Below are 24526 nucleotides of genomic sequence, written 5' to 3' on the forward strand. Positions count from 1 at the left end.
GGGTGCGCGACGGTCACCTGATGATGGCGCCACGGAGCACGATGCGGCGGGGCGCCTGGACCACCCGCAGGTCGGCCCGGGGGTCGGTCTCGTAGACCACCAGGTCGGCGAGGCCACCCTCGACCAGGCCGGGGAAACCGAGCCACTCGCGGGCCTTCCACGAGGCCGCGGCCAGCACGTCGACCGCGGGAATGCCGGCCTCGTGCAGGCAGAGCATCTCCTCGGCGGCCAGGCCGTGCCGGATGCCGCCGCCCGCGTCGGTGCCGACGTAGATCGGCACGCCGGCCTCGTGAGCGGCGAGGACGACGGACGGGAAACGGTCGCGCAGGGCGATCATGTGATCGGCGTAGCCGTCGAACTTGCCGCGGGCGCTGTCGGCGATCTTCCCGAAGGTCCGGATGTTGATCATTGTGGGGACCAGCGCGGTCCGCCGCCGGGCCATCTCGTCGATCAGGTCCACTGTCAGGCCGGTGCCGTGCTCGACCGAGTCGACGCCCGCCCTCACCATGATCTCCACGCCCTCCTCGGAGAACGTGTGCACGGCCGCCCGGGCCCCGGCGGCGTGCGCGGCCTCGACGGCGGCGGTCATCGTCGCGGCGTCCCAGCTCGGGGCGAGGTCGCCGACGCCACGGTCGATCCAGTCGCCGACCAGCTTCACCCAGCCGGTGCCGGCTTTCGCCTGCGCGGTGACGGTCGCCGCGACCTCCTCGGCGGCCACCTCCACACCGATGTCACGCAGATAGCGCCGCGGCGCGGCGACATGGCGGCCGGCGCGGGCGAGGCGGGGCACTCCGGGTTCGTCGTCCAATTCGGGGTACGGGTACGGCGAGCCGGCGTCACGCAAGGCCAGCACACCCGCGTCCCGGTCGATGACGGCCAGCTCACGGGCCTGGTCGACGCTCTCGATCGGCTTGGCCCCGAACGCGATGCCGAGGTGACAGTGCGCATCGACGAGCCCCGGCAGGATGAACCCGCCATCACTGATCGTCTCGGCATCGGCCACCGGCTCGAAGGTGACCCGATCCCCCACCAGCCACAGATCCCGGACCTCACCGTCCGGCAGAACCGTCCCACGCACATGAAACGCCATGGCTAAGTCCTACCGGATCGGCTCTCACGTCGTGCGCCGGCCTCGCCCGAGGCGATCACGTCGCTCGGTCAGGGTCGGCAGATCCAGCGTGATCTCCCAGGGCCGCGTCAACGTCACCAGCTCGTCGGTGCGCGCGCCCTTGTGATAGATCCCGCCAGAGCCGAGCACGTATTCGGTCAAGGTGACCTTCTCCGCGAGCGGATCGATGATCCAGTAGTGCGGGATCCCGGCTTCGGCATAGACCTTCAACTTGTCTTTCCCGTCGATGACTCGCGAGGACGGCGAAACGATCTCCGCGGCGAGGACCACATGAACCACCTCGATGGGCGAGACGTTGCCGCACTCCAGATGAGCCACCACGACATCGGGCCGCCGCTCGTTCCGGAAATCAATCATCACGGCCATATCGCCGACCGGCGCGATATCAAGTGGCGCGTTGACTCCGCACGCATTCACGACATCGGCCATCAACCACTGATGGAAGAGGAGGGGAGAGGGGGACAAAGTGAGCCTTCCGTCGACCAACTCGTAGCGGAGATCCTCGGGAAGGTGGGCCACGTCCTGGACGGTCAGGTCTCGGCGCTCGAGCAGGTCGGTCAGCTCGGGAACATCAAGCCTCGATGCAGCGGTCATCGGTTCCTCCTCGGTGGATCGATGCCCATGCTACTAGCTCCTTGTCTACCTGAACCATACCTACTTGCTCAGTGTCACCTGTTTGCGCGCCATCTGTGGAACAAACGAGAAAACGGGGCGGCAGCCTTCGCGGCCACCACCCCGTACCGGACGATCCGTCAGGCTTTCGATCATGCTTGTGCTTTCACGCGGTCGTACTTGTCGCGCAGCGCCGTGAACGCGGGAAGGTCGAGCTTGATCGGGAAGGGCCGTCGGTCTCGAACACCTCGCCGGTGCTCGTGACGATCTCGTAGTCGCCCTTCTCGCTGATCCGGGACTCGGTCAGCACCACACCGTGCTCGAAGGTGATCGGGTCGACAACCAGGTAGGAGCCGATGCCGGCGGCCGCGTAGACGCGCGCCTTGGCGTGCAGATCACGCCAGTGCGAACTGGCGGAGATGATCTGATGGAAACCGGTAGGGGACGGCAAGATCAGTCTGCCGTCGATCAACTCGTAGTTGAGATCCGGCGGAAGGCTGGCCAGGTCGTCGACGGTCCAATCCTGCTTGTCGGGCAGGTGAAGGGCAGCAGTCATGAGGTCCTCCTGGCGGGGATCGACGCTCACGCTACTAGCCCCTCACCTACTTGTCCAGTGCACCTGGCTCCGCGACTATGTCAGTTGTCGTCCTTTGGGGGCTTGCTCAGCTTGTTGAAGTCGAGCTTCGGCAGCTTGAAGCCGCCCGGCATGCCGCCGCCGCCCAGCGCGTTCGGGTCGAGGCCCGGGGGGAGCTGCGGCATCCCGCCCGGGAAACCGGCCGGCATGCCGCCGGGACGGCCGCCGACGCGGGGACGGTTGCCGCCCTTCGTGCCCTTGCGCTTGTTCTTCTGGCTCTTGGTGGCGCTGCGCCGGCCGCCCGGCAGGCCCATCATGCCGGTCATCTGCTTCATCATCTTCTGCGCTTCGGTGAAGCGGTTGAGAAGCTGGTTGACGTCCATCACGGTGACGCCGGAGCCGTTGGCGATGCGCAGCCGGCGGGAGCCGTTGATGATCTTCGGGTTGGTGCGCTCGCCGGGGGTCATCGAGCGGATGATCGCGGTGACCCGGTCGAAGTGGCTGTCGTCGAGGTCGTCGAGCTGGCCCTTGAGCTGGCCCATGCCCGGCATCATGCCGAGGATGTTGGCGATCGGGCCCATCCGGCGGACCGCGATCAGCTGGTCCAGGAAGTCCTCCAGCGTGAACTGCTCGCCACCGAGCAGCTTGCTGGCCATCTTCTCCTTCTGATCCTCGTCGAAGGCCTGCTCGGCCTGCTCGATGAGGGTCAGGAGGTCGCCCATGTCGAGGATCCGCCCGGCCATCCGGTCGGGGTGGAAGACGTCGAAGTCCTCCAGCTTCTCACCGGTGGAGGCGAACAGGATGGGCTGGCCGGTGACGTGCCGGACGGACAGCGCGGCGCCACCGCGGGCGTCACCGTCGAGCTTGGAGAGCACCACGCCGGTGATGCCGACGCCGTCACGGAACGCCTCGGCGGTGCGCACCGCGTCCTGGCCGACCATGGCGTCGATGACGAAGATGACCTCGTCGGGATCGACGGCGGCGCGGATGTCGGCGGCCTGCTGCATCATCTCGGCGTCGATGCCGAGACGGCCGGCGGTGTCGACGATGACGATGTCCTTCGCCGTCCGCTTGGCGTGCTCGATCGAGTCGCGGGCGACCTGGACCGGGTCGCCGACCCCGTTGCCGGGCTGCGGGGCGTAGACGTCGACGCCGGCCCGCTGGGCGAGGACCTGGAGCTGGTTGACCGCGTTGGGGCGCTGCAGGTCACAGGCGACCAGCAGCGGCTGGTGGCCCTGACCCTTGAGCCAGCGGGAGAGCTTGCCGGCGAGCGTCGTCTTGCCGGAGCCCTGCAGGCCGGCCAGCATGATCACGGTGGGCGGCTGCTTGGCGAACTGGAGCCGCCGGCCCTCGCCGCCGAGGATCTCGATGAGCTCCTCGTTGACGATCTTGATGATCTGCTGGGCGGGGTTGAGTGCCTGGGAGACCTCGGCGCCGCGCGCCCGCTCCTTCAGGCTGGCGATGAACGCCTTGACCACTGGAAGCGCGACATCGGCCTCCAGCAGCGCGAGACGGATCTCGCGCGCGGTGGCGTCGATGTCGGCATCAGTGAGCTTCCCCTTGCCGCGGAGCTTGCCGAAGATCCCGGAGAGGCGGTCACTCAAAGTGTCAAACACGGTGCGCGCGTCCTTAAATGGCCGTTGGTCGTAAGTGCTGGCGTCGACCGCAAGCCTAGCCGTAGCGGAGCGACCTCACCGGTTCCGCATGCGGTAGGTCCGGGCGGCGGCCTCGATGCGCCGCTGCGTGCGCGTGCCGGGAGCGATCGAACGCTTGACCCGCGAATAGACCCAGGCGCCGCCGCCGATCGCCAGCGCACCCACCAGCAGATAGAACAGGAACGGGCCGACCAGTGAGCTGACCACCCAGCCCACCACGACCACGCCCGCGATCAGTGCTGTCAGGTACGCGATTGCCTTGCCCATCTCCGGCCTCCCGCCGTCGTGGTGTCGACGCCCTCCACCATGCCTCCCGCGCGCAACACCCGCATCGGCGAAAACCCCTAGGGGCGGCGTGCCCCTAAAGTCGTATAACGGGCTTATCACGCATATTGACCGCAACTTCGATGTCGGCCGGGCGTTGGACGAACCGGATGTGCGGCGAAAGGACGACGGCGTGGCCCTGCGAGAGATCCTCCGGCTGACCCCCTGGTCGGCCCGGCGGCGGATCTTCGAGAGGATCGCGGCACAGGTCACGGCGGAGCGTCGGCTGCGGATCGCCGGTGCGCTCCTGCCGCTCGGTTCCGGCCGGGCCCACCGGGCGGACGGCGCGGTGCTGCGGGTACGCACCCCGTCCGGTGTCGTACGCGCCCGCGTCGACGCGCGGGCCACCCCCGCCGGGGTCCGCCGCCGCAACCTGGACCGGGTCGTCCGCGCTCTGGACGAGTCCGGCGCCGACTGGTTCCGGGTCCCCGCCGACGACCCGCTGCGGACCGCCGTGGCCGTCCGCGAGACCGACCGCGCCACCGTCCTGCCCCTTCTCCGCCGCCTGACCGCAAACGATCACGGCTCGCTACGAAGCCGCCCGCCCGCGACCGATCACGGCTCGCTACGAAGCCGCCCGCCCGCGACCGATCACGGCCCGCTACGAAGCCGCACACCCGCAACCGATCACGGCTGGTTGCGGAGGCTCGGTCACGGCTGGTTGCGGAGGCGGCGGGCGCCCGGGGCCGTGTCGGTGTGCTGGCCGGTCACCGATCCGGGCGGCGATCTGGTGCTCGGGCACGACCTCGCCTGCGAGGTGGAGTTCTGGCGGGAGCGGGACGGCCGGCTGGTCGAGCCGCACGGCGGCCCGCTCGCCGGGTCGATCCGCGCCGATGAGCCGTCCGCCGTCGCGGCCGAGCCGGCGTTCGGGCCGTTCTGCGCGCCCGACGACGCCATCGGCTACCGCACCCGGGCGATCTTCGCCACGGACCGCCCGGACCGGATCGGCTTCGACATCGACGTGGTCTGCACCGGCGCCACCGGCCTGCGGCACACGTTGCGCTCGCTGCACTGCTTCGCGCCCTGGGTACGCCACGTCTTCCTGATCACCGACACGCCGCCGGACTGGCTCGACCCGGCGTATCCGCGGCTCACCGTGACGAGCGGCGCCATCCGGCCGCACCTGATCCCCGGGCTGGCCGAGCATTTCCTGCACTTCGGCGACGGCATGCTGCTGGGACGGCCGGTCACCCCGGGCCTGTTCTTCACCCCGGACGGCCTGCCCCGCTTCTTCCCACCGGCGGACGGCCCGGCGGCGGGCATCGAGGCGGACGGCCGGAGGGCGGAAACCAGAGCGGACGGCCAGGGAGCGGACATCGCGGCCGGCGACCCGGCGGCGGGCGCAGGTGAGAGCGGCCCCACGACGGACGGCAGGGCGCGGAGCGCGACCGAGAACGACAGGCGGCTGATCGCCGAGGCGTTCGGCCGGGCACTGACCCGCGAACTCCCGCCCGTCCCGCGCCCGGCGCGGCGCAGCGTGCTGGCGGCGTTCGGTCGCCCGGACGGAGCCGGGGCGGCGCTTCACCCGTACCTCACCGGGAGAGCCGCAAGCGGGGACATCCGCCACCGGACCGCGAACCCGGACCCGCTGGGTCTCGCCCTGCTCCTGCGCCGTCGCGACGCCGACGCGCTGAACCTGGCCGAGAGCCGCCTGACCGGCGCGTTCCTGGCCGCCTACCTGCCGTTCGTCTCCCCCTTCGAGCTGCAGCACCGGAACACCCGGGCGATCGCCGCTCCCCGCCGGCCGGGCGACCGGCCGGTCCCGCCCGATGTGGCGCTGCCGCCCGTCGCCTGACCGGCGGATTCCTCGTGAGAAGGAGACTTCCTTGAGCTACGACGTGGTCATCCTCGGCCTCGGGTACGTCGGGCTGCCCCTGGCGCAGCAGGCGATCCGGACCGGCATGTCGGTCCTCGGCTTCGACATCGACGAGCGGGTGGTCCGCAGCCTGGCCGACGGCCGCTCGCACGTGGACGACCTGAGCGACGCGGACGTGGCGGAGATGCTGGCCGGCGGTTTCCAGCCGACCAGCGACGAGACGCTGATCGGGCAGGCCCGGACCGCGGTGATCTGCGTGCCGACGCCGCTGTCCGAGGGCGACGGGCCGGATCTGCGGGCGGTGCTCGGCGCGACCTCGGCGGTCGGCCGGAACCTGCGCCCGGGGATGCTGGTGGTGCTGGAGTCGACGACCTACCCGGGGACCACCGACGAGGAGGTCCGGCCACGCCTGGAGCAGCTGTCCGGGCTGACCGCGGGCATCGACTTCCACCTGGCGTTCTCGCCGGAGCGGATCGACCCGGGCAACGAGATGTACGGGGCGCACAACACCCCGAAGGTGGTCGGCGGGTACACGCCGGCGTGCACGGACACGGCGGAGGCGTTCTACGGCAGGTTCGTCGAGACGGTGGTGCGGACCCGGTCGACGCGGGAGGCGGAGACGGCGAAGCTGCTCGAGAACACGTACCGGCATGTGAACATCGCGCTGGTCAACGAGATGGCGCGGTTCTGCCACGAACTCGACATCGACCTCTGGGACGTGATCCACGCGGCGTCCACGAAGCCGTTCGGGTTCCAGGCGTTCTACCCCGGGCCGGGCGTCGGCGGGCACTGCATCCCGATCGACCCGAACTATCTCTCGCACAACGTGCGCAGCAAGCTCGGTTACCCGTTCCGGTTCGTGGAGCTGGCCCAGGAGATCAACACCACGATGCCGGCGTACGTGGCCCGCCGTGCCCAGAATCTGCTCAACGCCGACGGCCAGGCGGTCCGCGGGGCGACCGTGCTGCTGCTGGGTATCACGTACAAGGCCAACATCGCCGATCAGCGGGAGTCGCCGGCCGCGCCGCTGGCCCGGCACCTGTCCGCGCTGGGCGCCACTGTCGCGTACCACGACCCGCACGTGACGACCTGGGACCTGGACGGGGTGCCGGTCTCCCGCACCGACGACCTGGAGGGCGCGGCCGCCTCCGCCGACCTGGTGATCCTGGTGCAGAACCACCGCGAGTACGACGCCGACCACCTGGCCCGGATCGCCAAGCGGTTCTTCGACACCCGCGGCGCCACCACGATCCGCGAGGCGCACCGGCTCTAGGCGGTGATCCGGGCGGTGAAGCGGACCGGCTCGGCGAAATCGTCCGCCGAGCCGAGGTAGGCCTGGCGGCGTACCTCGGCGGGGGTCAGGGCGCGCATCGCGACGGTCGCCGTCACCAGGAGGTCGAGCCGGGTCACCGCGCCCGCCGTCACCGTGACGGTCCGCACGAACGGCTCCGCGTCGATCTCCGGCGCCGGCGCCGTCGTGTGCGGCGGCCGGGCGGTGACCACGATCTCGTGCTCGCCCGGCGGCAGCCGGTAGCACCAGGTGCGCCAGGAGAACGGCCGCGCCGTCCCGGCCACGGTCAGCTCCGGCGCCGGCACCCAGGCGCCGGCCTCACCGATCGGGTTGAGTACCTCGTGCCCGTTGAGGGTGAGCGTGCGTCGCAGCGTGCCGGTCAGCACCAGGACGCCGTGGTCGCCGGCCAGGCCGCCGGGCGGTGCGCCGTCGCCGAGGAACCAGCCGGGCGCGTCGTCGCGGCCCGCCTCGGCCGCCTCGGTGGACGCCGCGACGCGGTACCGCTCGTCGGCGGCGCGCTTCGACCGGGCCCACACCAGGTAGCCCAGCACGGGAACGGTGAGGGCGGCGAGCACGAACGGGGCGGCCGGGCCGGCGAACACCAGCATGAGCAGGGCGGTGGCCAGGAAGACGAAGGCGAGATGGTTGGGCGGGCCGGCCCCGATCCGGTGCGGCGCGGGGTCGGGCGCCAGCACGCCTGCGGCGTCGCCGAGAGTTGCGGGGGTACGGAACTCGAGCCGCGCCGTCTGCCCGTCGGCCACCCGCACCCGCCGCATCGAGGCGACGCCGAAGCGGTCCCGGATCTCGACCAGGTGCTCGCCGGGCTCGGTGAGCACGACCATCCGGCCGAGCCCGTGCCACATCGGCCGGTCGTCGACGCCGACCGCGTAGATCTTCGGCCATCGTGGCTGGTCGCTCGGGCCGGTGCGGATCCGGACCGCGATGCCCGCCGTCCCGGCCGGCAGGTCCGGGGCGGGCCCGCCGTCCGGCCAGGGCAGCACCGGCGCTCCCGGGTAGGCCCGTGCCCGCCTCGCATCGCCGTCGCCCAACCGTCCGCCTCCCGCGCCCGACGCCGTACCGTGACCGGCGTCGATCATAGGCCGTCAGGCCAGCAGGTCCGGCAGGGTCGGCGGGCTGTCCGGGTCGATGAAGAGGACGTGGGCCGCGCCGTGCTCGGCGTACAGGCGGGACAGCCGGCCGGCGAGCACCTCGTCCCAGCGGCGGTCCGGGCGGTGCCGCTGCCACGTCCGGCGGTCCGGCAGGTACTCCAGGATCAGCCCGTCGCCGCGCAGCGACGAGAACTCCGGGTGGTCGGTGAGCACCACGGCCCGGTGGTCGGGGTCGATCAGCACCCGGCGCCGGACGGTCCGGGCCAGCTCGGTCAGGCCGGGCAGGTCAAGACCGATCGCCACGTACAGGCGGGCCGGCAGCGGGCCGCCCGCCGGGCCGCGGCGGGGCAGCCGGCGGCGCCGGATCCGGTTCACCAGCCGGAGCGGGTCGCGGGCCAGCAGCACCAGGCCCCGGCCCAGCCGGTAGGAGCGGCTGCGGCGCAACCGGCGGACGGCGTCCCGGTGCCGGTCCCGCTCCCCGGCGAGGCCGGCGCACCGGTCGCGCCAGGCGTCCCGTTCCTGTTCGACCGTACGCAACCGGACCAGCAGGGACTGGGTCCCGTCGTCGTCAGACATGCGCCACACTCCTGTCCCACACGAGACCGGCCAGCCAGCCGGCGGCGTCCGCGGCGCCGTTGTCCAGGGCCACCTCGGCGCAGCGGCGGCGCAGCGCGTCCCGTACGTCCTGGCGCACCGCCTGCCGCAGCACCTCGTCCAGGTCGTCGCCGCCGGGGTCCTCGACGATCAGCGCGGCGCCGGCGGCCGCCGCGAACCGGGCCCGGCTCACCTGGTCGTCCAGGGTGGTCCGGGGATCCGGCACGAAGACCGTCGGCACCTCGAACCCGATCAGCTCGTGGAACGCGTCGTAGCCGGACCCGCTCACCACCAGGTCGAACCCGCGCAGGTAGCGGCTGAGCGGATAGTGCGGCACCTGGTGCGGGCCGGCCGGCACCACCTGGAACCCGGCGCCGCGCAGCTGCCGGGCGATCCGCGCGGCCGGCGCCGACACGTCGCCCGGATCCGGTTCGCCGAGCTGCAGCAGAGCGGCCGGGCGGCCCGGCGCCAGCCCGAGCGCGGCCCGGGCCTCCTCGGGGCCGGCCAGCTCGGCCCGGTCCAGGTAGGTGATCGGGCCGACCACCCGGACCCCGTCCCGGTCGGCCACCGTCGCGCCCTCGTCGGCGGCGGACGCGAACTCACCCGGCTCCAGGACGTGCCGGAACACCCGGCGCCGGTCCAGCCACTCCTGCCCGGCGCCGCGCCGCCACATCGACCGGCGTACCCACACCCAGGTGATCCCGGGCCGGGCCGTGGCGGCGGCGACGATGCCGTCGTGCGGGGCGCCGTCCACCGCCACCACGGCCGGGCGGTGCAGGTCGATCAGGTGCTCCAGGCGGCTGCGCAGCAGCTCCGACCAGGGCTCGCGGGGCAGGCCGAGCGCCCCCGGCGACGGGATGTACTCGGTCAGGAACCCCTCCCGGTGGGCGACCACCGCGCCGTGCGACTGGGTGGCGACCACCACCGGGGTGCCCTCCGGAAGCCGCCGGCCGATCGCCATCAGACGGGACAGCGAACTCGGGCCGGCGCCGTTGTCGCTGACCAGCAGCACACCCCGGTTCTCGGTGCGGCGCGGCGCCGGCAGGGCGGGCGAGCGCGGGGCGCCGGGGTGTACGCCGTGGTCGGCGAGTCGGGCCAGGTGGGCGGCGTGGCCGTACCGGAGCACGGTGAACTCCCGGCCGCGCAACGCGATCGACCGGTAGTGCTCCCGGTTGCCGTGCAGCCGGTGGACCAGCTCCGGCACGCCCGCCGGATCGCTGTAGAACGCGGCGTCGCCGAACATCGGCCGGAACCGCTCGTCGACGATCACCGGGACGCCGGCGGCCATCGCCTCCAGCACCGCCCGGCCGGACTCCCCCGGCTGCCCCGGGTCCGGGAAGTGCACGAAGTAGTCCAGGTCCGCCAGGAACCCGGCGGTGTCCGGGCCGTCGAGCACACGGACCCGGAGGTCCGGCGCGTCCGGGATCGGCGGGGCGGCCCCCGGGCGCCTGCCGATCACCGGAACGGCGCCCCGTGGCACCGGCTCCCCCGGCCGCGGCGGCCCGTCGACCACCTCGTGCCAGTCGGCCGGCGCCAGAACCGTCTCCGGATCGGCGCGCAGCAGCTCCGCCCGGATCAGCGGGCCGGCCGGCGCCCATGTGGCGCCGGCCCCGAACAGGCTCGCCACCCGCTGCCGGACCTCCGCGCCGGGCTCGGTGTCCAGCACCACCACCGTCCGGCCGGACCGGACCCGCGGCTCGGCGGCCGGGACTCCGGCCAGGATCCGCGGTGTCCGGACCACCAGCAGCCGGGCGGTGACCGGCTCCCCCTCGGCGGCCAGATCGGCCGAACCGTCCCGGATCAGCGCGGTGATCGCCGGATCGAACGGGTGATCACCGGCGAGCAGCGGCGACCGCACGTGCACGAGCGTGGTGCTGAGACCGGCCCGGGCCTGGGCACGGATCTCCGCGGCGACGCCGGCCGGGGCGTCGCCGGGAAGGCGGAAGTCCGAGAGGATCGCCACGTCGTGGACGGTCGCGGTCATGGTCAGGTCAACGAACCGCGTACGCCCGGCGTCACGCACGCCCACCCCGGCGCGTTGATCCTTCCGACCGGAGAGGGGGGCCATGCGCAGACAGCACACGACACCGGACGCGTACGGCACGGACCTGCTGGAACGTCTCTGGCGGGATCTGTCCGCGGTGGCGCCGGCCGGTCCCGCCACGGCTGCCCTGCACACCCGCTCGGCCGGGGCACGGACCCTGCTGGCGTACGCGGCCGCCCGCCGATCCGCCGACGAGCTGGTCGCCGCGGCCCGGGAGAGCCGGCTCTTCCCGGACGCCGACGCCTGGGCGTTCGGCGAGCTGGCCCGGGTGGTCTCGCTGCAGGACCTCTACCCCGGCGACCGGGCCGACGGGCTGGCCCTGTTCGAGTCGCTGCTGCGCACCTTCGGCCCGGCCGGGGTGGCGCCCGAGCATCAGGGGCTGCACGCGCAGATCGCGTTCGCCGCCGGGGACCCGGTCCGGGTCGCGAAACTGCTCGCCGACTACCCCGAGGTGCCCGAACCGGTCCGCGAGGCGCTGGTCGTCGACCTGGCCACCAAGGACGAGTGGCCGGGCCGGTTCACCGCGCTGCTGCCGGAGCCCGGCTTCACCCTGGACGGGGAGGCGGCGACCGGCTTCGACCGGATCCGCTCCACACCGGCGCCCCGGCACGGCTCGGCCCACCGGATCACCACCATCGTCACCACGTACCGGCCCGGACCGGAACTGATCACCACGGTCCGCTCCCTCGTCGCACAGAGCTGGACCAACCACGAGATCCTCGTCGTCGACGACGGGTCCGGGCCGGCCGCCGACGCGGTGCTGGCCCGGGCCGCCGGGCTCGATCCGCGGGTGCGGATCATCCGGATCCCGTCGAACGGCGGCGCCTACCGGGCCCGCAACGCCGGCCTGGACATGGCCACCGGCGCGTTCGTCACGTTCCAGAACTCCGGCGACTGGTCGCATCCGATGCGCCTGGAACGCCAGGCCGCGCCGCTGCTCGCTGATCCGGGCCCGGTCGCGACCACGTCACCGGCGATCCGGGTCACCGAGGACCTGGTGGTGACCCGGCCCGGGTTCACCGAGTTCCGGTCGGAGGACCTGTCCTCGCTGATGTTCCGCCGCGTCGCCGTCCTCGGCCGGCTCGGCTACTTCGACCCGGTCCGCAAGGGCGCCGGCGACGAGTACGCCGGGCGGGCCCACGCGGTCTTCGGGCCCGGCACGGTCCGGCCCCTCGGCGGCGATCCGCTCGCCCTGATCCGCCTGACCGCCCGATCCCTCGCCGGCAGCGACACCGGGCCCGGCTGGGCACATCCGGACCGGCACGCGTACCGCTCGGCCTTCCGGGCCTGGCACCGCCGCATCGCCGCCGGGATCGAACCGGCCGCGCGCCCGCGCTCGCCGCAGAGCCGGGTGTTCGCCGCGCCGCGCGGCCTGGCCGGAGACGCCGAGCTGCGCCGCGCCACCTACGACGTGATCCTGGCCGGCGACTGGAGCGGCCACGGCGACACCGCCTGGCCGATCGCCGAACGGGTCCGCGCCGTCCTGCGGCCCGGCCGCGCCACCGCGCTCCTGCACCTCGACTCCCTGGCCGGCGTCACCGGCCCGCAGCCTGCCGGCGACCTGGACCCCGCCATCCAGCAGATGATCAACGCCGGGACGGTGGACCAGGTGGTCCTCGCCGACGACGTGCACGCCCACCTGGTCCTGGTACACGGGCCGTCGGTGCTGGGCTTCGCCCCCGGCACGCCGTCCGCCGTCCGCGGCGCCCGCGTGGTGATCACCTCCGACCCGGCCTGGACGCCCGCCGCCGCGCACTGCGCCGCCGAGGCCCGCCGCCTCTTCGGCGTCGAGCCGCTGTGGGCGCCGACCGGGCCCGCCGCCCGCGCCGAACTCGCCGCCGGCCCGTTCGGCTCCCGCCTCACCCCGGTCGACGTGCCCGGCACCGTCGACCTCCGCCAGTGGCGCCTGCACCGCTCCGGCCCGCGCGCCGACCGCCCGGTGATCGGCCGGATCCACACCGGCCGGTTCGGCGAGTGGCAGCGGCTCACGGCGACGCTGGCCGGCGCAGGGAGCCTCGACATCCGCGTCCTGGACCTCGGCGACCGGGCCGCCCGGCGGGCGCCGGAGGGCTGGCTCACGTACCGCCCCGAGGACGTGGACACCCGCGGCTTCCTGCACCAGCTCGACTTCTACCTGCATCTGCAGTCCGACGAGCCCGCCGACGCCACCTGCCCGGAGGTGCTGATCGCCATGGCGGCCGGCTGCATCCCGGTCGTCGGCCACCAGCACCTGGCGGCCCTCGGGCCGGCCGCCGTCTACACCACCCCGGACGACCTGGCCGTCACCGTCGAACAGCTGCACGCCGACCCGGCGGCCCTGCTGGCACAGAGCGAGCGCGCTCTGGCGTTCGCCCAGGACCATCACCCGCACCACCGCTACGCCGCCGCGGTCACCGCCCTCCTCACACCCTGAGCAGCGGCAGGTCGTACCCGGGTCCTCTTCCGGGGTGCTGGTAAGCCCTTGTCCGGGCGATGCAGTCGCGATCATGACTTCGGCCTCCGGGGCGGGAGCCCGTAGCCAATCTGGTGAACCTGACGCCGGGAAGAAGCCGATGTTCCGAATCCGAGATCGCGGGCCGCGTCGATCTTGGGCAGGAAGGCCGGTACGCACAGCCCGAGATCGAGACGGGCCCGAGGCGGCATGCATATCCAGCAACGGTCTTCGCCGCTCGCTCGCTGCCAACCGGCCGGGAGGGTGGCAACGGAACGGTGACGAGGAGGCAACCGGAGGACATTCGAGTGAGGGCGGGCAGCGCCGATGAGAACGGTGCGCCCGGCGGCACCGCCGGGAACGACCCCGAAGACCGGGCCGGAACCCCCTCCCGGCCCGTCGCGGTGCCCCCGCACCGCGACGCGCGCCCCCGCCATCACCCCATGGCGGGGGCGCGCACTTGCTTTCAGGCCTGGACCGGCACCATCGCCGGGGTACGGGTGAACGACAGCACCGCGTGCCCGCCGCCCGGTTCGTCCTCGCGGGTCAGGCTCGACCAGGAGGCCGGGACGTCCGGGCCGGTGGCGACCACGGTGGCCCGGTCCGCCAGCCGGTTCTCGATCATGTGGAGGGCCGGGTGCCGGGTGTCCTCGCCGTCCGGGGCGGGCGGGCCGTCGATCAGCACGAAGTCGATGTCGTGCAGGTCGGCCAGGGCCTCCGGGTCGTACCACGGGTAGTCGTGCCCGTCGATGCCGACCGGGGTGAGCGGCGCGTCCCGTACCTCAGCGATCTTGTCCAGGCCGTGGGCGGTCAGCAGCGCGCGGGTGTGCCGGGCGAACCCGGCGTCGTGGTCCAGGGTGATCAGCCGGCCGCCGGTCTTCTCCAGCGCGTAGGCGATCCACACCGAGGAGACGCCGCTGCCGAGTTCCAGCACCAGGCGCGGCTTGCGGAGCCGGATCAGATGCAGCAGGCCGAGCAGGCCGGCCGGGTCGACGGTGTGCTCGCCGGGCGGCGGCATCGGCGCGCGCGGGGTGAAGCCCTGGAAGAGCTGAACGGTCGCCTCGAACGCGGCCGGCAGCGCGGCCACCCGGGCGGCGCTGGCCTGGCCGCCGGTGAGCTGCCGGAGCGCCGCGATGGCCTCGGCCAGTTCCAGGTGGCGGTCGCCGGCGGTGAGCCGTTCCCGTTCCACCGCCGCGACCAGGCGGCGCTGCATCTCCTCGACGGTGGTGCGCAGGTCGCGCTGAGCGATGACGCCGGCCCGCTGGGCCCGGGCCAGCCGGCGGAACAACAGCATCGACGTGGCCAGGCTGATGCAGCCGAGGACGGCGAGCAGGGCGACGGCGACCCCGGTGTGCCCGGTGAGCGCGGTCGCCGCGGCGGCGGCGCAGAGGACGCCGGCGACCGACATCACCGCGGTCTGTGGGCCGCTCAGGCGCGGCAGCCGGCGGTGGATTCGGCTGATTGTGCTCATCGGAACTCCCTTAGTACGACTCCCCGGAGGTAACGGGGCTGATCCCGGCGCCGTTACGCGTCCGCTGGGCGGGCGCCGGCGCACCGGAGCAGAGAAGACGGGCGGTGAAGTCCTCCGGACGGTGGTGGCGGGCGATGGCGGCGCGGGCCCGGGCGCTCTGTACGGCGTACCGCGCCGGGTCTTCCTGAAAGGCCCGCACCAGAGCCGGCGCCTCCTCGGCGGGGCACGGCACCGCGGTGTCGCCGAACGCCGCGGCCAGATGTTCCGGGACGAGCACGACGCAGCCGGTCGCGGCCGCCTCCAGGGCCGGCCGGGAGATCAGCTCGGCGGCCTGTTCCGGCGGGTAGTGCAGGTAGAAGTCGATCTGCGCGGTGAACGTGCGCGGGTCCACGTCGTGGGGCTCGTAGACCAGCCAGGAGGCGGGCAGGCCGGCCGGGCGCAGCGGGCTCTCCGGCAGGCGTAGCCGTACGTCAGCGGTCTCGCACCGCCGCAGCACCGCGAGCGTCTCGGCGAGATCGCCGGGCCAAACGCCCGCGTCGCACAGGTCGGCGCCGACGACGGCCGGCCCGCGCGGGTCGGGCAGGGGGCGGGCCACGTCGATCGGTTCAGCGACCATCGGAAGAGTGAACGCGTCGGGGAGAGCGTCGCGGACTGCCGTGTCCTGGGCGTACCAGACCGGCGGTGTGCCGAAGAGCCGGGTCGCGGCCGCGGTCACCGCCGTCTCGGTGTAGCGCCGGTCGCTGCCGTCCCGCCGGCCGGGCGCCCGGTCGGCGACGACCGCGACCCGGCGCGGGCGGATCCGGCAGCCGTCCTCGGCGGCGAACTGCAGCACCTCCGGCTGGCGGATCAGGACCATCCCGGCGTCGACGTCGTCGGTCTCCAGGACCTGGTCCAGCTCTCCCGCGTTGATCAGCCGCTGAACGGCGGGGCTCAGCGGCCGCCGATCCCGGTGCACCGACCGCAGCGACTCCAGGTGCAGGATCGCGACAGTGTGCCCGGCGTCGCGCAGCGCCCGGATCTCGGCGAGCGCGGATCGCTGGGCGCCGGTCAGGAACCGCCAGTCGGCGGCCACCACCACGTCGTACCGGCGGCCCGCGGCGGGGAACGGCTGCTCCGCGCGGTCCCGGTGCAGCGGCCGGGCGGTGGCGTGCCAGCAGCGGTACGCCGACCGGTACGCCACCCACGCCGGCGGGGTCCAGTGGGCCCGGCTCGCCGTCCGGGTCAGCGCCAGCACCTGATCGAGCCGGACCACCGCGCCCGGCCCGAACGCCGCCTCGATCCGCTCCAGGTATTCCGCCCCGGCGCCGGGGCGCCCCTCGTCGAACCAGCCGATCCGCCGGGTCACCGCCTCCCGCCGGAACAGCAGGGACGGCACGGCGGCCCGGCGGCGTACGCCCGGACGGGTCAGCACGAGCTGCTCGGTCACGCTGAGCCGGTCCGCGGCGCAGGCCACCGCCGCCCCGGTGAGCAACGGCTGCATCTGCAGCTCGATGCGGCGCGGATGGGACCAGTCGCCGGCGTTCTGCACGGTGACGAAGTCGCCGCGGGCCGCCGCCAGCCCGGCGTTGCGGGCGTCGCCGCCGGCCGGCCGGATCAGCCGGACCCGCGGGTCCAGGTCCTCGGCGGCGGCCAGGACCGCGTCGTGTTCCGGCGGCGACCCGCCGTCCACCACGATGATCTCCAGGTCCGGCCAGGACTGGGCGGCCACCGACCGGACCGCGGTGAGCAACTCCTCCCCCGGCCGGTACACCGGCACCACCACCGACACCCGCTCGCCTGCCGTTTCGGCGGGATGCCCGGCGGATCCGGTGAGCCGGTCGAACGGCGCGAGTTCCGCGGCGGCGACCAGGGCCGGGGCGGGCGCCGGGAACAGCGCGCCGAACCGGGCCAGCCACGTCTCCTCCTCGCCCTGGCCGCCCGCATGCGGGTTCGCCAGGTCGGTCTCGATCGCCTCGCGGGCGGCGGCCGGGATCCGCCGGTACGCCCCGAGCAACTGGCGGGCGTTCCCCGGCCCCTGCCAGGCGTACACCAGCTCGACGTGCCGGGCCTGGTGGGCGGCGGGCAGCGCGCGGGCGCCGCGGCCGGTGCGGATCAGCGCGTACAGGGCGAGCGCGTCGTCCCGGTCGGTGGGCAGCTCGTCCTGGCCGGCGATGGTCTGCGCGAGCGCGGCCAGCAGCCGCGGGTCGACCGGGCGGCGGATCCGGCGGGTGTCCCCGGCGCGGGCGGCGTCGAGGGCGTCCTCCAGGGTGATGCCGGCGGCCCGGGCGAGGACCCGGCGGGCGGCGATCGAGCGGTTGCGCAGGGCGGTGTACGGCAGCGACACCTCCGCGCCGGGCCCGGCCAGCCTGACGTGGTCGTCCAGCAGTTCGACCGGCTGCGCCTCGACCATCGACTCTCCGTCCGTACCCCGCCTGGCTCCTCTTCAAGGATCAACGCAGGCCGGGCAACTCCGGTGACGTGTCGATTTCGGCCGCACGATCCGCCCACCGGTTGTGTTGATTCAGGGCGCGCATAGCTGCCGAAATCAACACGCGGGTCAGACGGCGGCGAGCACCGCCGCCTGCACCCGGTCCCGTTCCGCCGCTGACGACCAGGCGCCGACCAGGTAGAACGCGTCGACCACGTCACCGCCGAGGGTGGAGATGCGGGCCGCCCTAATCTCCGCGCCGGCCTCGTCGAGCGCGTGGGTCACCCGGTACAGCAGGCCGGGCGAGTCGGCGGCGCGCAACTCCAGCACCACCGCGTCGGTCGCCACGTCCCGCTGCCACACCACCCGCGGCGAGGCGGTGCCGCCGCGGGCGCTCATCGCGCGGGCCCGGACCCGCTGGGTCACCGAGACGTCCCCGGCGGCGACCCGGCGCAGGTCGGCGGTGAGGGCGACCGGGTCGTACGGCGACCCGTACCGCGGGGAGGTGTAGAACTCGACGATGGCCCGCCCGTCCACCGTGATGGTGTTCGCCGCGACCACGTCGAGCCGGTGCATCGCCAGGCAGGCCGCCACCCCGGCGAGCAGGCCCCGCCGGTCGGCCGCCGCCACCGCCACCCGGTCGCCGTCCAGGTGCACCACCGGCAGGTCGCCGTCGAGCAGCTCCGGGGCGGGTTCGGGTGGCTCCGGCAGCGCCCCGGTGTCCAGCGCGGTGTGCACCTTGGCGACGAGTTCGGCGAGCAGCCGGCTCTTCCAGTCCGACCAGGCGGCCGGCCCGGTGGCCCGGGAGTCGGCGCGGGCCAGGGCGTGCAGCAGGTCCAGGGTGGCCGGGTCGCCGACCGCCTCGGCCACCGCGGAGATGGTCTTGGGGTCGCTGAGGTCGCGGCGGGCTGCCACGTCGGGCAGCAGCAGGTGCAGCCGGACCATCTTCTCGATGGTGGCGACGTCGGCGGGCGGCAGGCCGAGACGGGTGGCGATGTCGGCGGCGATGGGCGCGCCGACGGTGCTGTGGTCGCCGGGCAGGCCCTTGCCGACGTCGTGCAGGAACGCGCCGAGCAGCAGCAGGTCGGGGCGGTCCACCTCACGGGTGTGCGCGGTGGCCTCGTACGCGGTCTGCACCAGATGCCGGTCCAGGGTGTACCGGTGGATCGGGTGGTGCTGCGGCAGGCTGCGCATCCGGGCCCACTCGGGCAGCCAGGCGTCGATCAGGCCGTACCGGTCGCAGGTCTCCCAGGCCGGCAGCAGGCCGGGGCCGGAGCCGAGCAGCGAGACCAGCGCCGCGCGGGCGGCCGGCGGCCAGGGGGTGGGCAGCGGCGGGCAGAAGGCGGCGAGCCATTCGCTGGTGGCGCGGGCGATCGGCAGCTGCACGATGGCGGCCGCGGCGGCCACCCGCAGCGACAGGCTGGGGTCGGGCACCGGGCCGATCGCGGTGCGGGCCAGGACCAGTTCGCCGTCCTGTTCGACGACGTCGCGGGCGACCGGGCGGCGTGATGCCGGCAGGCCGGGCGGCCCGCCCCGGCGGCGGCCGCCGCGCAGCCGGTCGATGGCGCGCCAGGCGTCGTCGACGGCGTGGGCGACGGTACGGGCGTCGCCGGACACCCGCCGCAGCAGGTTGTCCGGGTCGTCGATGTCGAGCAGGTCGGCGACGGCCTTGCGCTCCTGGGCGACGAGCCGGTCCACCCGCCGGCCGACCGCCAGGTGCAGGGCGTCGCGGGTGTCGAGGAGGCGCAGGTAGGCGGCCCGGACCGCGGGCCGCATGTCGGCGATGCCGGCCCGCCCGGCGCCGCGCAGGACGGTGACGTCGCGCAGTCCGCCGGACGCCTCCTTGAGGTCCCCCTCGAGCAGGAAGGCGAGTTCGCCGTGCTGGGTCCACCGGGCGGCGGTGAGTTCGCGCAGCTGCGGCATGAGCCGGACGGCGGTGCGCCGCCACAGGTCGGAGGTGGCGGCGATCAGCTCGGCGGAGAGGGCCGCGTCGCCGGCCACGTGGCGGGCGTCGAGGAGGCCGAGGGCGACCTTCACGTCGTCGTGGGCGACGGAGAGGGCTTCCGGGAGGGTACGCACCGAGTGGTCCAGCCCGAGCCGGGCGTCCCAGATCGGGTACCACAGGGCGGAGGCGATCCGGTCGATCCCGGCGGTGCCGTTGTGCAGCAGCACCAGGTCGAGGTCGCTGTAGGGGGCGCAGTCGCGCCGGCCGAGCCCGCCGACCGCGATCAGGCTGACCCCGGGCAGGTGGCCCGGGAACAGTCGCCGCAGCCACGCATCGAGCGCCGCGGCCCGCTCGTCGCGGGCGGCGGCGCCGATGTGATCCTTCAGCTTGTCGAGCGAGCCACCGGCGGCCGGGCGCGCCGGAGGTGCCGGCGGCTCACTCAACGGATTCGTCATGGCTTACAGGGCGTCGAGGCCGCGCTCGCCGGTGCGGACCCGGACCACCTCATCGACCGAGGTGACCCAGACCTTCCCGTCGCCGATCTTGCCGGTCCGCGAGGCGCCGACGATGGCGTCGACGATCTTCTCGACGTCGATCTCGTCGGTCAGCACCTCGACCTTGATCTTCGGCAGGAACTCGACGGTGTACTCGGCGCCCCGGTACACCTCGGTGTGGCCCTTCTGACGGCCGTAACCCTGCACCTCGCTCACGGTGAGCCCGGCGACGCCCAGGGCGTGCAGAGCCTCCTTGACCGTGTCGAGCTGGTACGGCTTGATGACCGCGGTCACCAGCTTCATCCTCAGTCCTTCCAAGGGAGCAGTCATGGGGGGAATCTAACTGGAGACCTTCTGGCTGACGGAAGCCTTCCCGTCAGCGTCCACGGTTTCCTGCTTGCCGATGCCGGCCAGGGCGAACGCACCGCCCCCGCCCGCCCCGGCGGCCGGGGTGAAGTCGTATCCGCTCTCGCCGTGGGCGGTGATGTCGATGCCACCGACCTCGGTCTCCTCGCTGACGCGGAGGAGCTTGACGGCCTTCAAGATGAGGGCCAGCACCGCCGCGATGGCGAAGGAGTAGAGCGTTACCGTGATGCTGCCGAGGAACTGCCGGCCCAGCTGCTCCACGCCGCCGCCGTAGAAGAGGCCGTTGCTGGCGCCGAGGATCTTCTCGTCGGTGATCGCCGAGTTGACGGTGTCGGTGGCGAAGAGGCCGATCGCCAGGGAGCCGATCCAGCCGCCGACGAAGTGGACGCCGACCACGTCGAGCGAGTCGTCGTAGCCGAGCTTGTACTTCAGGCCGACCGCGAGGGCGCAGACCACACCGGCGACGACGCCGAGGATGGCGGCGGGGACGGGGGCGATGAAGCCACAGGCCGGGGTGATGGCGACCAGGCCGGCGACCGCGCCGGAGGAGGCGCCGACCAGGGTGGGCTTGCGGTCTCGGATCCACTCGACCGCGACCCAGCCGACGAGCGCGGCGGCGGTGGCGACCTGGGTGTTGATGAAGGCGATGACGGCGGTGCCGTCGACGGTCAGCTCGGAGCCGGCGTTGAAGCCGAACCAGCCGAACCACAGCAGGCCGGCGCCGAGGGCGACGAACGGCACGTTGTGCGGCCGCATGTTCTCCTTCGGCCAGCCGATCCGCTTGCCGAGGATGAGGACCAGCGCGAGGGCCGCGGCGCCGGCGTTGATGTGCACCGCGGTGCCACCGGCGAAGTCGAGAGCCTTGATCTGGGCGCCGATGAAGCCGCCGCCCCACACCCAGTGGGCGACCGGGACGTAGACGATGGTGAACCAGCCGAGGGCGAACAGCACCCAGCCGCCGAACTTCATGCGGTCCGAGACGGCGCCGCTGATCAGGGCGACCGTGATGATGGCGAACATCATCTGGAAGGCCAGGAAGGCGTACGTCGGGATGCCGGTGTTGGCGCCGAAGAACAGCCACTCCTCGGTGATCTTCGCGACCGGGGTGCCGAGGTAGTCGAAGTTGCCGATGAACTTGTTCGTACCCTCGCTGCTGTTGACGCCGAAGGCGAGCGAGAAGCCGTAGATGATCCACAGAACGCTGACGAGCCCGATGGCGCTGAAGCTCATCATCATCATGTTCAGAACGCCCTTGGACCGGTTGAGGCCACCGTAGAACAGCGCCAGACCCGGTGTCATGAGCAAAACGAGCGCAGACGACAGGAGCAACCAAGCGGTATTGCCGGTGTTGATCTCCACGCTGCCTCCTCTCGGAATAAGGTGTCCTCGCACACCGGACCTGGGGCAACGCCGCCTGTCGGCCGGTTCGGCGCGAAGCTTTCCGGCCCGCTGTTTCACGGAGGGGCCATGCGCGATTTCCGGCTGGTGACGGGTTGTTTCCTACGTGTGACGGAAACCTCACAGGGCCTTGCGAGGCACGGACACACGTGGTCCGCGTCGACCAGGACCTTGACTCCCGCCTATCAGGCAGGGCATCCGAACCGCATCATGAACTCGATCACCAATTCTTTCATGGAGATCGCACAATCACACATATAGCCTTCCACGCATGACACATTCCAAACTTGTCGATCAGAGTCCTCGGGAGACCTTCGGGAAACGGCTTCGCGCGATTTCCATTGCGAGTGCCGCTACGGTGGCCGGAGCAATGCTGCTCGGCCCGACGCCGGCGTCTGCCGCTGAATGCACAGCGGGGCTCTGTGGTTCGGTGACCAATCTGTCGACGTCCAACAGCCCGTTGAAGGTGACCTCGGACTGGGGCAGCAAGGCCTGGAAGTGGGTTTCGCCCGGCTACAGCTCGAAGACTTCCATCAAAGACGCTGACGGCTTCTACGTCGACCCGTCGTGCGGCGCCACATCGCGGCAGGGTCACGTCTGGAAGTCCTGGCCCAAGGGATGGAACAAGATCTCCAGCCACCAGGCCGTCGTCGTTCAGTACAAGTGCTGAGCTGACGAATTGAACACCGCGTGGTGGGCCAAGCCACTGCAATCGGCTCGGCCACTACGCGGTGATCGGTTGAACCATCATTTGGCTGAATTTAGCGCATGAGCAACAGCCCGATGTTCGGCTTCCTCAAGTTCATCGCCGAACGCCACATACCTCGTCGGCTTACTCAGCGCAGCGCATATTCAAGCGTGTGCCGCTCGTAGTCCAGGAGCCGCAGGTCGCGCATGGGCCGGCGCAGGTGGCCCTTGTGCACGATCCGGACGAACGCCGGGTCGCCGATCGCGGCCATCCGCCGGATGCCCTCGACGTGGTCCACGATGCGCTTCCGGATGGTCCGGACCAGGCGGTGCCGGTCCCGGGGGATGAGCCCGTACGCGTCGGCGAACAGCCGTAGCCGGCGCGGCCGGTTCGGCCGTTTCCACCCGAGCGTGTACGAGTCCCGGTCGCTGAACAGCGGCACCCACGTCCACGCCGCGTACGCCACGTCGTAGAGCCGTGAGCCCGGCGACGCCAGGTCGAAATCGATCAGGGCGAGGGTGCCGTCCGGCCGCCAGACCACGTTGTGCGGGGCGGCGTCGTGGTGGCAGATCACCTCGGTGTCCGGCGGCGGCGGGCCGAGCGCGCGCCAGACCGCCCCGGGCGGGGGGACGAAACCGTACTGCGCGTCGTGGAACATCCGCAGCATGGTCGCGACGGTGACCAGCGCCTCCTCGGTCACCCAGTGGGGGGCGAGGGGGTACTCCCCGCACTCGCCGTCCAGGTAGGAGAGGACCTCTCGGCCTTTCTCGTCCATCCCGAAGGCGTGCGGCGAGCCGGTGAACCCGACCCGTTCGAGGTGGTTGAGCAGGGCGTGCACGGCCGGCGTCCACGGCCCCGCGTTGCGCCGGACCGTGTCGCCGATCCGGGAGACCGTATTGACGTTGCCACCGTGCAGCGGAATCTCGCGCACCGGCTCATGCGTCACTCACGGCCTCCCAGAATCGGACTCCCCACACTCGGAAGACTACGCGTCCCCGCCAACGAGAGCCTCGACGAAGGCCCGCGGCTCGAACGGCGCCAGGTCGTCCGGCCCCTCGCCGAGACCGACGAGCTTGACCGGGATTCCCAGCTTGCGCTGCACCGCGATGACGATGCCGCCCTTGGCCGTGCCGTCCAGCTTGGTGAGCACCACACCCGTGACATCCACCACCTCGGTGAAGACCCGGGCCTGCTCCAGACCGTTCTGGCCGGTCGTGGCGTCGAGCACGAGCAGGGTCTCGTCGACCGGGCCGTGCTTCTCCACCACCCGCTTGACCTTGCCGAGCTCGTCCATCAGGCCGACCTTGTTCTGCAGCCGGCCCGCGGTGTCGATCAGCACGGTGCCCACGCCGGTCTCGATACCCCGCTTGACCGCGTCGAACGCCACGCTGGCCGGATCTCCCCCTTCCGGGCCACGGACGGTCTCGGCGCCGACCCGCTCGCCCCAGGTCTGGATCTGGTCGGCCGCGGCGGCCCGGAACGTGTCGGCGGCACCGAACAGCACGCTGCCGCCGTCGCCGATCAGCACCCGGCCGATCTTGCCGCAGGTGGTGGTCTTGCCCGCGCCGTTCACCCCGACGACCAGGACCACGGCGGGCCGGCCCTCGTGCGAGAGGGTCTTGAGGCTGCGGTCCATGTCCGGCTCGAGCGCCGCGACGAGCTCGTCGACGAGCTGCTCCCGGACCTCGGTGACGGTCTTGGTGCCGAGGACCCGGACCCGCTCCTTCAGCCGCTCGACGATCACCTGGGTGGCCTCGATCCCGACATCCGCCGTGATCAGGCTCTCCTCGATCTCCTCCCAGTCCTCCTCCTCCAGGTGGTCCCGGGAGAGGACGCTGAGCAGGCCGCGGCCGAGGGCGCTCTGCGAACGGGCCAGCCGGGCCCGCAGCCGGACCAGGCGCCCGGCGGACGGCTCGGGTTTCTCGACGACCGGCTTCTCCACCACCGGCGCCTCGGCGACCGGCGCCTCGGCAGGCGCGGGCGGCACGATGAGCGGCGGGATCTCCTCCTCGACCGGCGGCACCGTGGGCACGGCGGGCGGCCGCTCCAGGGTGGTGGTCGAGCCCGAAGCGGGCGGCGGCGGAAGGTCCCGGCGGCGCATCTTCGGCACCACCAGGCCGACCGCGCCCACGACCAGGACGACGAGCAGGATCACTGCGGCGACCACGTATTCCATGC

Annotated in this window: 19 protein-coding genes; 4 read left to right on the forward strand and 15 right to left on the reverse strand. The window is 72.8% G+C overall.

Annotation, left to right across the window (positions count from 1 at the left end; genetic code table 11):
• Nucleotides 1-13 precede the first annotated feature (13 nt).
• From ACZ3II_RS00090 to ACZ3II_RS00110, 5 genes are all read right to left on the reverse strand, one after another.
• Entirely contained in the window at nucleotides 14-1090 is a 1077-nt protein-coding gene (locus ACZ3II_RS00090) for an amidohydrolase family protein (RefSeq protein WP_465515409.1), read from the reverse strand.
• Between the two features lie 24 nt (nucleotides 1091-1114).
• Nucleotides 1115-1723, reverse strand: a complete 609-nt coding sequence (locus tag ACZ3II_RS00095; RefSeq protein WP_465515410.1) for a Uma2 family endonuclease — start codon at nucleotides 1721-1723, stop codon at nucleotides 1115-1117.
• 184 nt (nucleotides 1724-1907) lie between these two features.
• Nucleotides 1908-2297 (reverse strand): hypothetical protein, encoded by a 390-nt coding sequence (locus tag ACZ3II_RS00100; protein WP_465515411.1) that lies wholly within the window; start codon nucleotides 2295-2297, stop codon nucleotides 1908-1910.
• Nucleotides 2298-2377: 80 nt separating this feature from the next.
• Nucleotides 2378-3931: a signal recognition particle protein gene (ffh, locus tag ACZ3II_RS00105; RefSeq protein WP_465515412.1), complete on the reverse strand. Its 1554-nt coding sequence runs from the start codon at nucleotides 3929-3931 to the stop codon at nucleotides 2378-2380.
• Between the two features lie 75 nt (nucleotides 3932-4006).
• Nucleotides 4007-4237: a hypothetical protein gene (locus ACZ3II_RS00110; RefSeq protein WP_465515413.1), complete on the reverse strand. Its 231-nt coding sequence runs from the start codon at nucleotides 4235-4237 to the stop codon at nucleotides 4007-4009.
• 190 nt (nucleotides 4238-4427) lie between these two features.
• On the opposite strand from ACZ3II_RS00110, the gene ACZ3II_RS00115 reads away from it, so the two are divergent.
• Together ACZ3II_RS00115 and ACZ3II_RS00120 are read left to right on the forward strand one after the other, a co-directional pair.
• Nucleotides 4428-6089, forward strand: coding sequence for a stealth family protein (locus ACZ3II_RS00115; RefSeq protein WP_465515414.1), 1662 nt, complete (start codon nucleotides 4428-4430; stop codon nucleotides 6087-6089).
• 31 nt (nucleotides 6090-6120) lie between these two features.
• Nucleotides 6121-7383, forward strand: a complete 1263-nt coding sequence (locus ACZ3II_RS00120; protein ID WP_465515415.1) for a nucleotide sugar dehydrogenase — start codon at nucleotides 6121-6123, stop codon at nucleotides 7381-7383.
• Here ACZ3II_RS00120 and ACZ3II_RS00125 read toward each other — a convergent pair.
• The 3 genes from ACZ3II_RS00125 to ACZ3II_RS00135 form a co-directional block, all read right to left on the reverse strand.
• On the reverse strand, nucleotides 7380-8402 hold the full coding sequence (locus ACZ3II_RS00125) for a hypothetical protein (RefSeq protein WP_465515416.1): 1023 nt from the start codon (nucleotides 8400-8402) through the stop codon (nucleotides 7380-7382). The genes ACZ3II_RS00120 and ACZ3II_RS00125 overlap by 4 nt on opposite strands.
• Nucleotides 8403-8504: 102 nt before the next feature.
• Nucleotides 8505-9086: a hypothetical protein gene (locus ACZ3II_RS00130; protein WP_465515417.1), complete on the reverse strand. Its 582-nt coding sequence runs from the start codon at nucleotides 9084-9086 to the stop codon at nucleotides 8505-8507.
• Nucleotides 9079-11133 (reverse strand): glycosyltransferase family protein, encoded by a 2055-nt coding sequence (locus ACZ3II_RS00135; protein ID WP_465515418.1) that lies wholly within the window; start codon nucleotides 11131-11133, stop codon nucleotides 9079-9081. Before ACZ3II_RS00135 ends, ACZ3II_RS00130 begins: the two co-directional genes overlap by 8 nt.
• A gap of 37 nt (nucleotides 11134-11170) precedes the next feature.
• Between ACZ3II_RS00135 and ACZ3II_RS00140 the strand changes: the two genes are divergently transcribed.
• Nucleotides 11171-13561, forward strand: coding sequence for a glycosyltransferase (locus tag ACZ3II_RS00140; protein ID WP_465515419.1), 2391 nt, complete (start codon nucleotides 11171-11173; stop codon nucleotides 13559-13561).
• A 484-nt stretch (nucleotides 13562-14045) separates the two neighbouring features.
• Here the strand turns inward: ACZ3II_RS00140 and ACZ3II_RS00145 are convergent, their stop codons facing one another.
• The 5 genes from ACZ3II_RS00145 to ACZ3II_RS00165 all read right to left on the reverse strand — a co-directional run bounded on the left by ACZ3II_RS00145 (nucleotide 14046) and on the right by ACZ3II_RS00165 (nucleotide 21621).
• Entirely contained in the window at nucleotides 14046-15050 is a 1005-nt protein-coding gene (locus ACZ3II_RS00145; RefSeq protein ID WP_465515420.1) for a class I SAM-dependent methyltransferase, read from the reverse strand.
• Between the two features lie 10 nt (nucleotides 15051-15060).
• Nucleotides 15061-17439: a glycosyltransferase gene (locus ACZ3II_RS00150; protein ID WP_465515421.1), complete on the reverse strand. Its 2379-nt coding sequence runs from the start codon at nucleotides 17437-17439 to the stop codon at nucleotides 15061-15063.
• A gap of 147 nt (nucleotides 17440-17586) precedes the next feature.
• Nucleotides 17587-19857 (reverse strand): [protein-PII] uridylyltransferase, encoded by a 2271-nt coding sequence (locus ACZ3II_RS00155; protein WP_465515422.1) that lies wholly within the window; start codon nucleotides 19855-19857, stop codon nucleotides 17587-17589.
• A 3-nt stretch (nucleotides 19858-19860) separates the two neighbouring features.
• Nucleotides 19861-20199 carry a P-II family nitrogen regulator gene (locus ACZ3II_RS00160; RefSeq protein WP_465515423.1) on the reverse strand — a complete coding sequence of 113 codons (339 nt, stop codon included), beginning with the start codon at nucleotides 20197-20199 and terminating at the stop codon, nucleotides 19861-19863.
• Between the two features lie 36 nt (nucleotides 20200-20235).
• On the reverse strand, nucleotides 20236-21621 hold the full coding sequence (locus ACZ3II_RS00165; RefSeq protein ID WP_465515424.1) for an ammonium transporter: 1386 nt from the start codon (nucleotides 21619-21621) through the stop codon (nucleotides 20236-20238).
• A gap of 310 nt (nucleotides 21622-21931) precedes the next feature.
• Here ACZ3II_RS00165 and ACZ3II_RS00170 point away from each other — a divergent pair, with 310 nt between their 5' ends.
• Nucleotides 21932-22330, forward strand: coding sequence for a hypothetical protein (locus ACZ3II_RS00170; RefSeq protein ID WP_465515425.1), 399 nt, complete (start codon nucleotides 21932-21934; stop codon nucleotides 22328-22330).
• 166 nt (nucleotides 22331-22496) lie between these two features.
• On the opposite strand, the gene ACZ3II_RS00175 is transcribed toward ACZ3II_RS00170, so the two are convergent.
• Both ACZ3II_RS00175 and ftsY read right to left on the reverse strand, forming a co-directional pair.
• Complete coding sequence (locus tag ACZ3II_RS00175) at nucleotides 22497-23294, reverse strand: aminoglycoside phosphotransferase family protein (RefSeq protein ID WP_465515426.1); 798 nt, start codon at nucleotides 23292-23294, stop codon at nucleotides 22497-22499.
• A gap of 39 nt (nucleotides 23295-23333) precedes the next feature.
• Entirely contained in the window at nucleotides 23334-24524 is a 1191-nt protein-coding gene (gene ftsY / locus ACZ3II_RS00180) for a signal recognition particle-docking protein FtsY (protein ID WP_465515427.1), read from the reverse strand.
• Between the last annotated feature and the right edge of the window lie 2 nt (nucleotides 24525-24526).

This window comes from Actinoplanes sp. NPDC019969 (assembly GCF_055562375.1).

Coding starts and splice junctions, on each gene's coding strand:
- ACZ3II_RS00130 (WP_465515417.1), bottom strand. CDS start 9,086: ATGTCTGACGACGACGGGACCCAGTCCCTGCTGGTCCGGTTGCGTACG.
- ACZ3II_RS00170 (WP_465515425.1), top strand. CDS start 21,932: ATGACACATTCCAAACTTGTCGATCAGAGTCCTCGGGAGACCTTCGGG.
- ftsY (WP_465515427.1), bottom strand. CDS start 24,524: ATGGAATACGTGGTCGCCGCAGTGATCCTGCTCGTCGTCCTGGTCGTG.
- ACZ3II_RS00090 (WP_465515409.1), bottom strand. CDS start 1,090: ATGGCGTTTCATGTGCGTGGGACGGTTCTGCCGGACGGTGAGGTCCGG.
- ACZ3II_RS00145 (WP_465515420.1), bottom strand. CDS start 15,050: ATGAGCACAATCAGCCGAATCCACCGCCGGCTGCCGCGCCTGAGCGGC.
- ACZ3II_RS00150 (WP_465515421.1), bottom strand. CDS start 17,439: ATGGTCGAGGCGCAGCCGGTCGAACTGCTGGACGACCACGTCAGGCTG.
- ACZ3II_RS00110 (WP_465515413.1), bottom strand. CDS start 4,237: ATGGGCAAGGCAATCGCGTACCTGACAGCACTGATCGCGGGCGTGGTC.
- ACZ3II_RS00160 (WP_465515423.1), bottom strand. CDS start 20,199: ATGAAGCTGGTGACCGCGGTCATCAAGCCGTACCAGCTCGACACGGTC.
- ACZ3II_RS00140 (WP_465515419.1), top strand. CDS start 11,171: ATGCGCAGACAGCACACGACACCGGACGCGTACGGCACGGACCTGCTG.
- ACZ3II_RS00100 (WP_465515411.1), bottom strand. CDS start 2,297: ATGACTGCTGCCCTTCACCTGCCCGACAAGCAGGATTGGACCGTCGAC.
- ACZ3II_RS00155 (WP_465515422.1), bottom strand. CDS start 19,857: ATGACGAATCCGTTGAGTGAGCCGCCGGCACCTCCGGCGCGCCCGGCC.
- ACZ3II_RS00095 (WP_465515410.1), bottom strand. CDS start 1,723: ATGACCGCTGCATCGAGGCTTGATGTTCCCGAGCTGACCGACCTGCTC.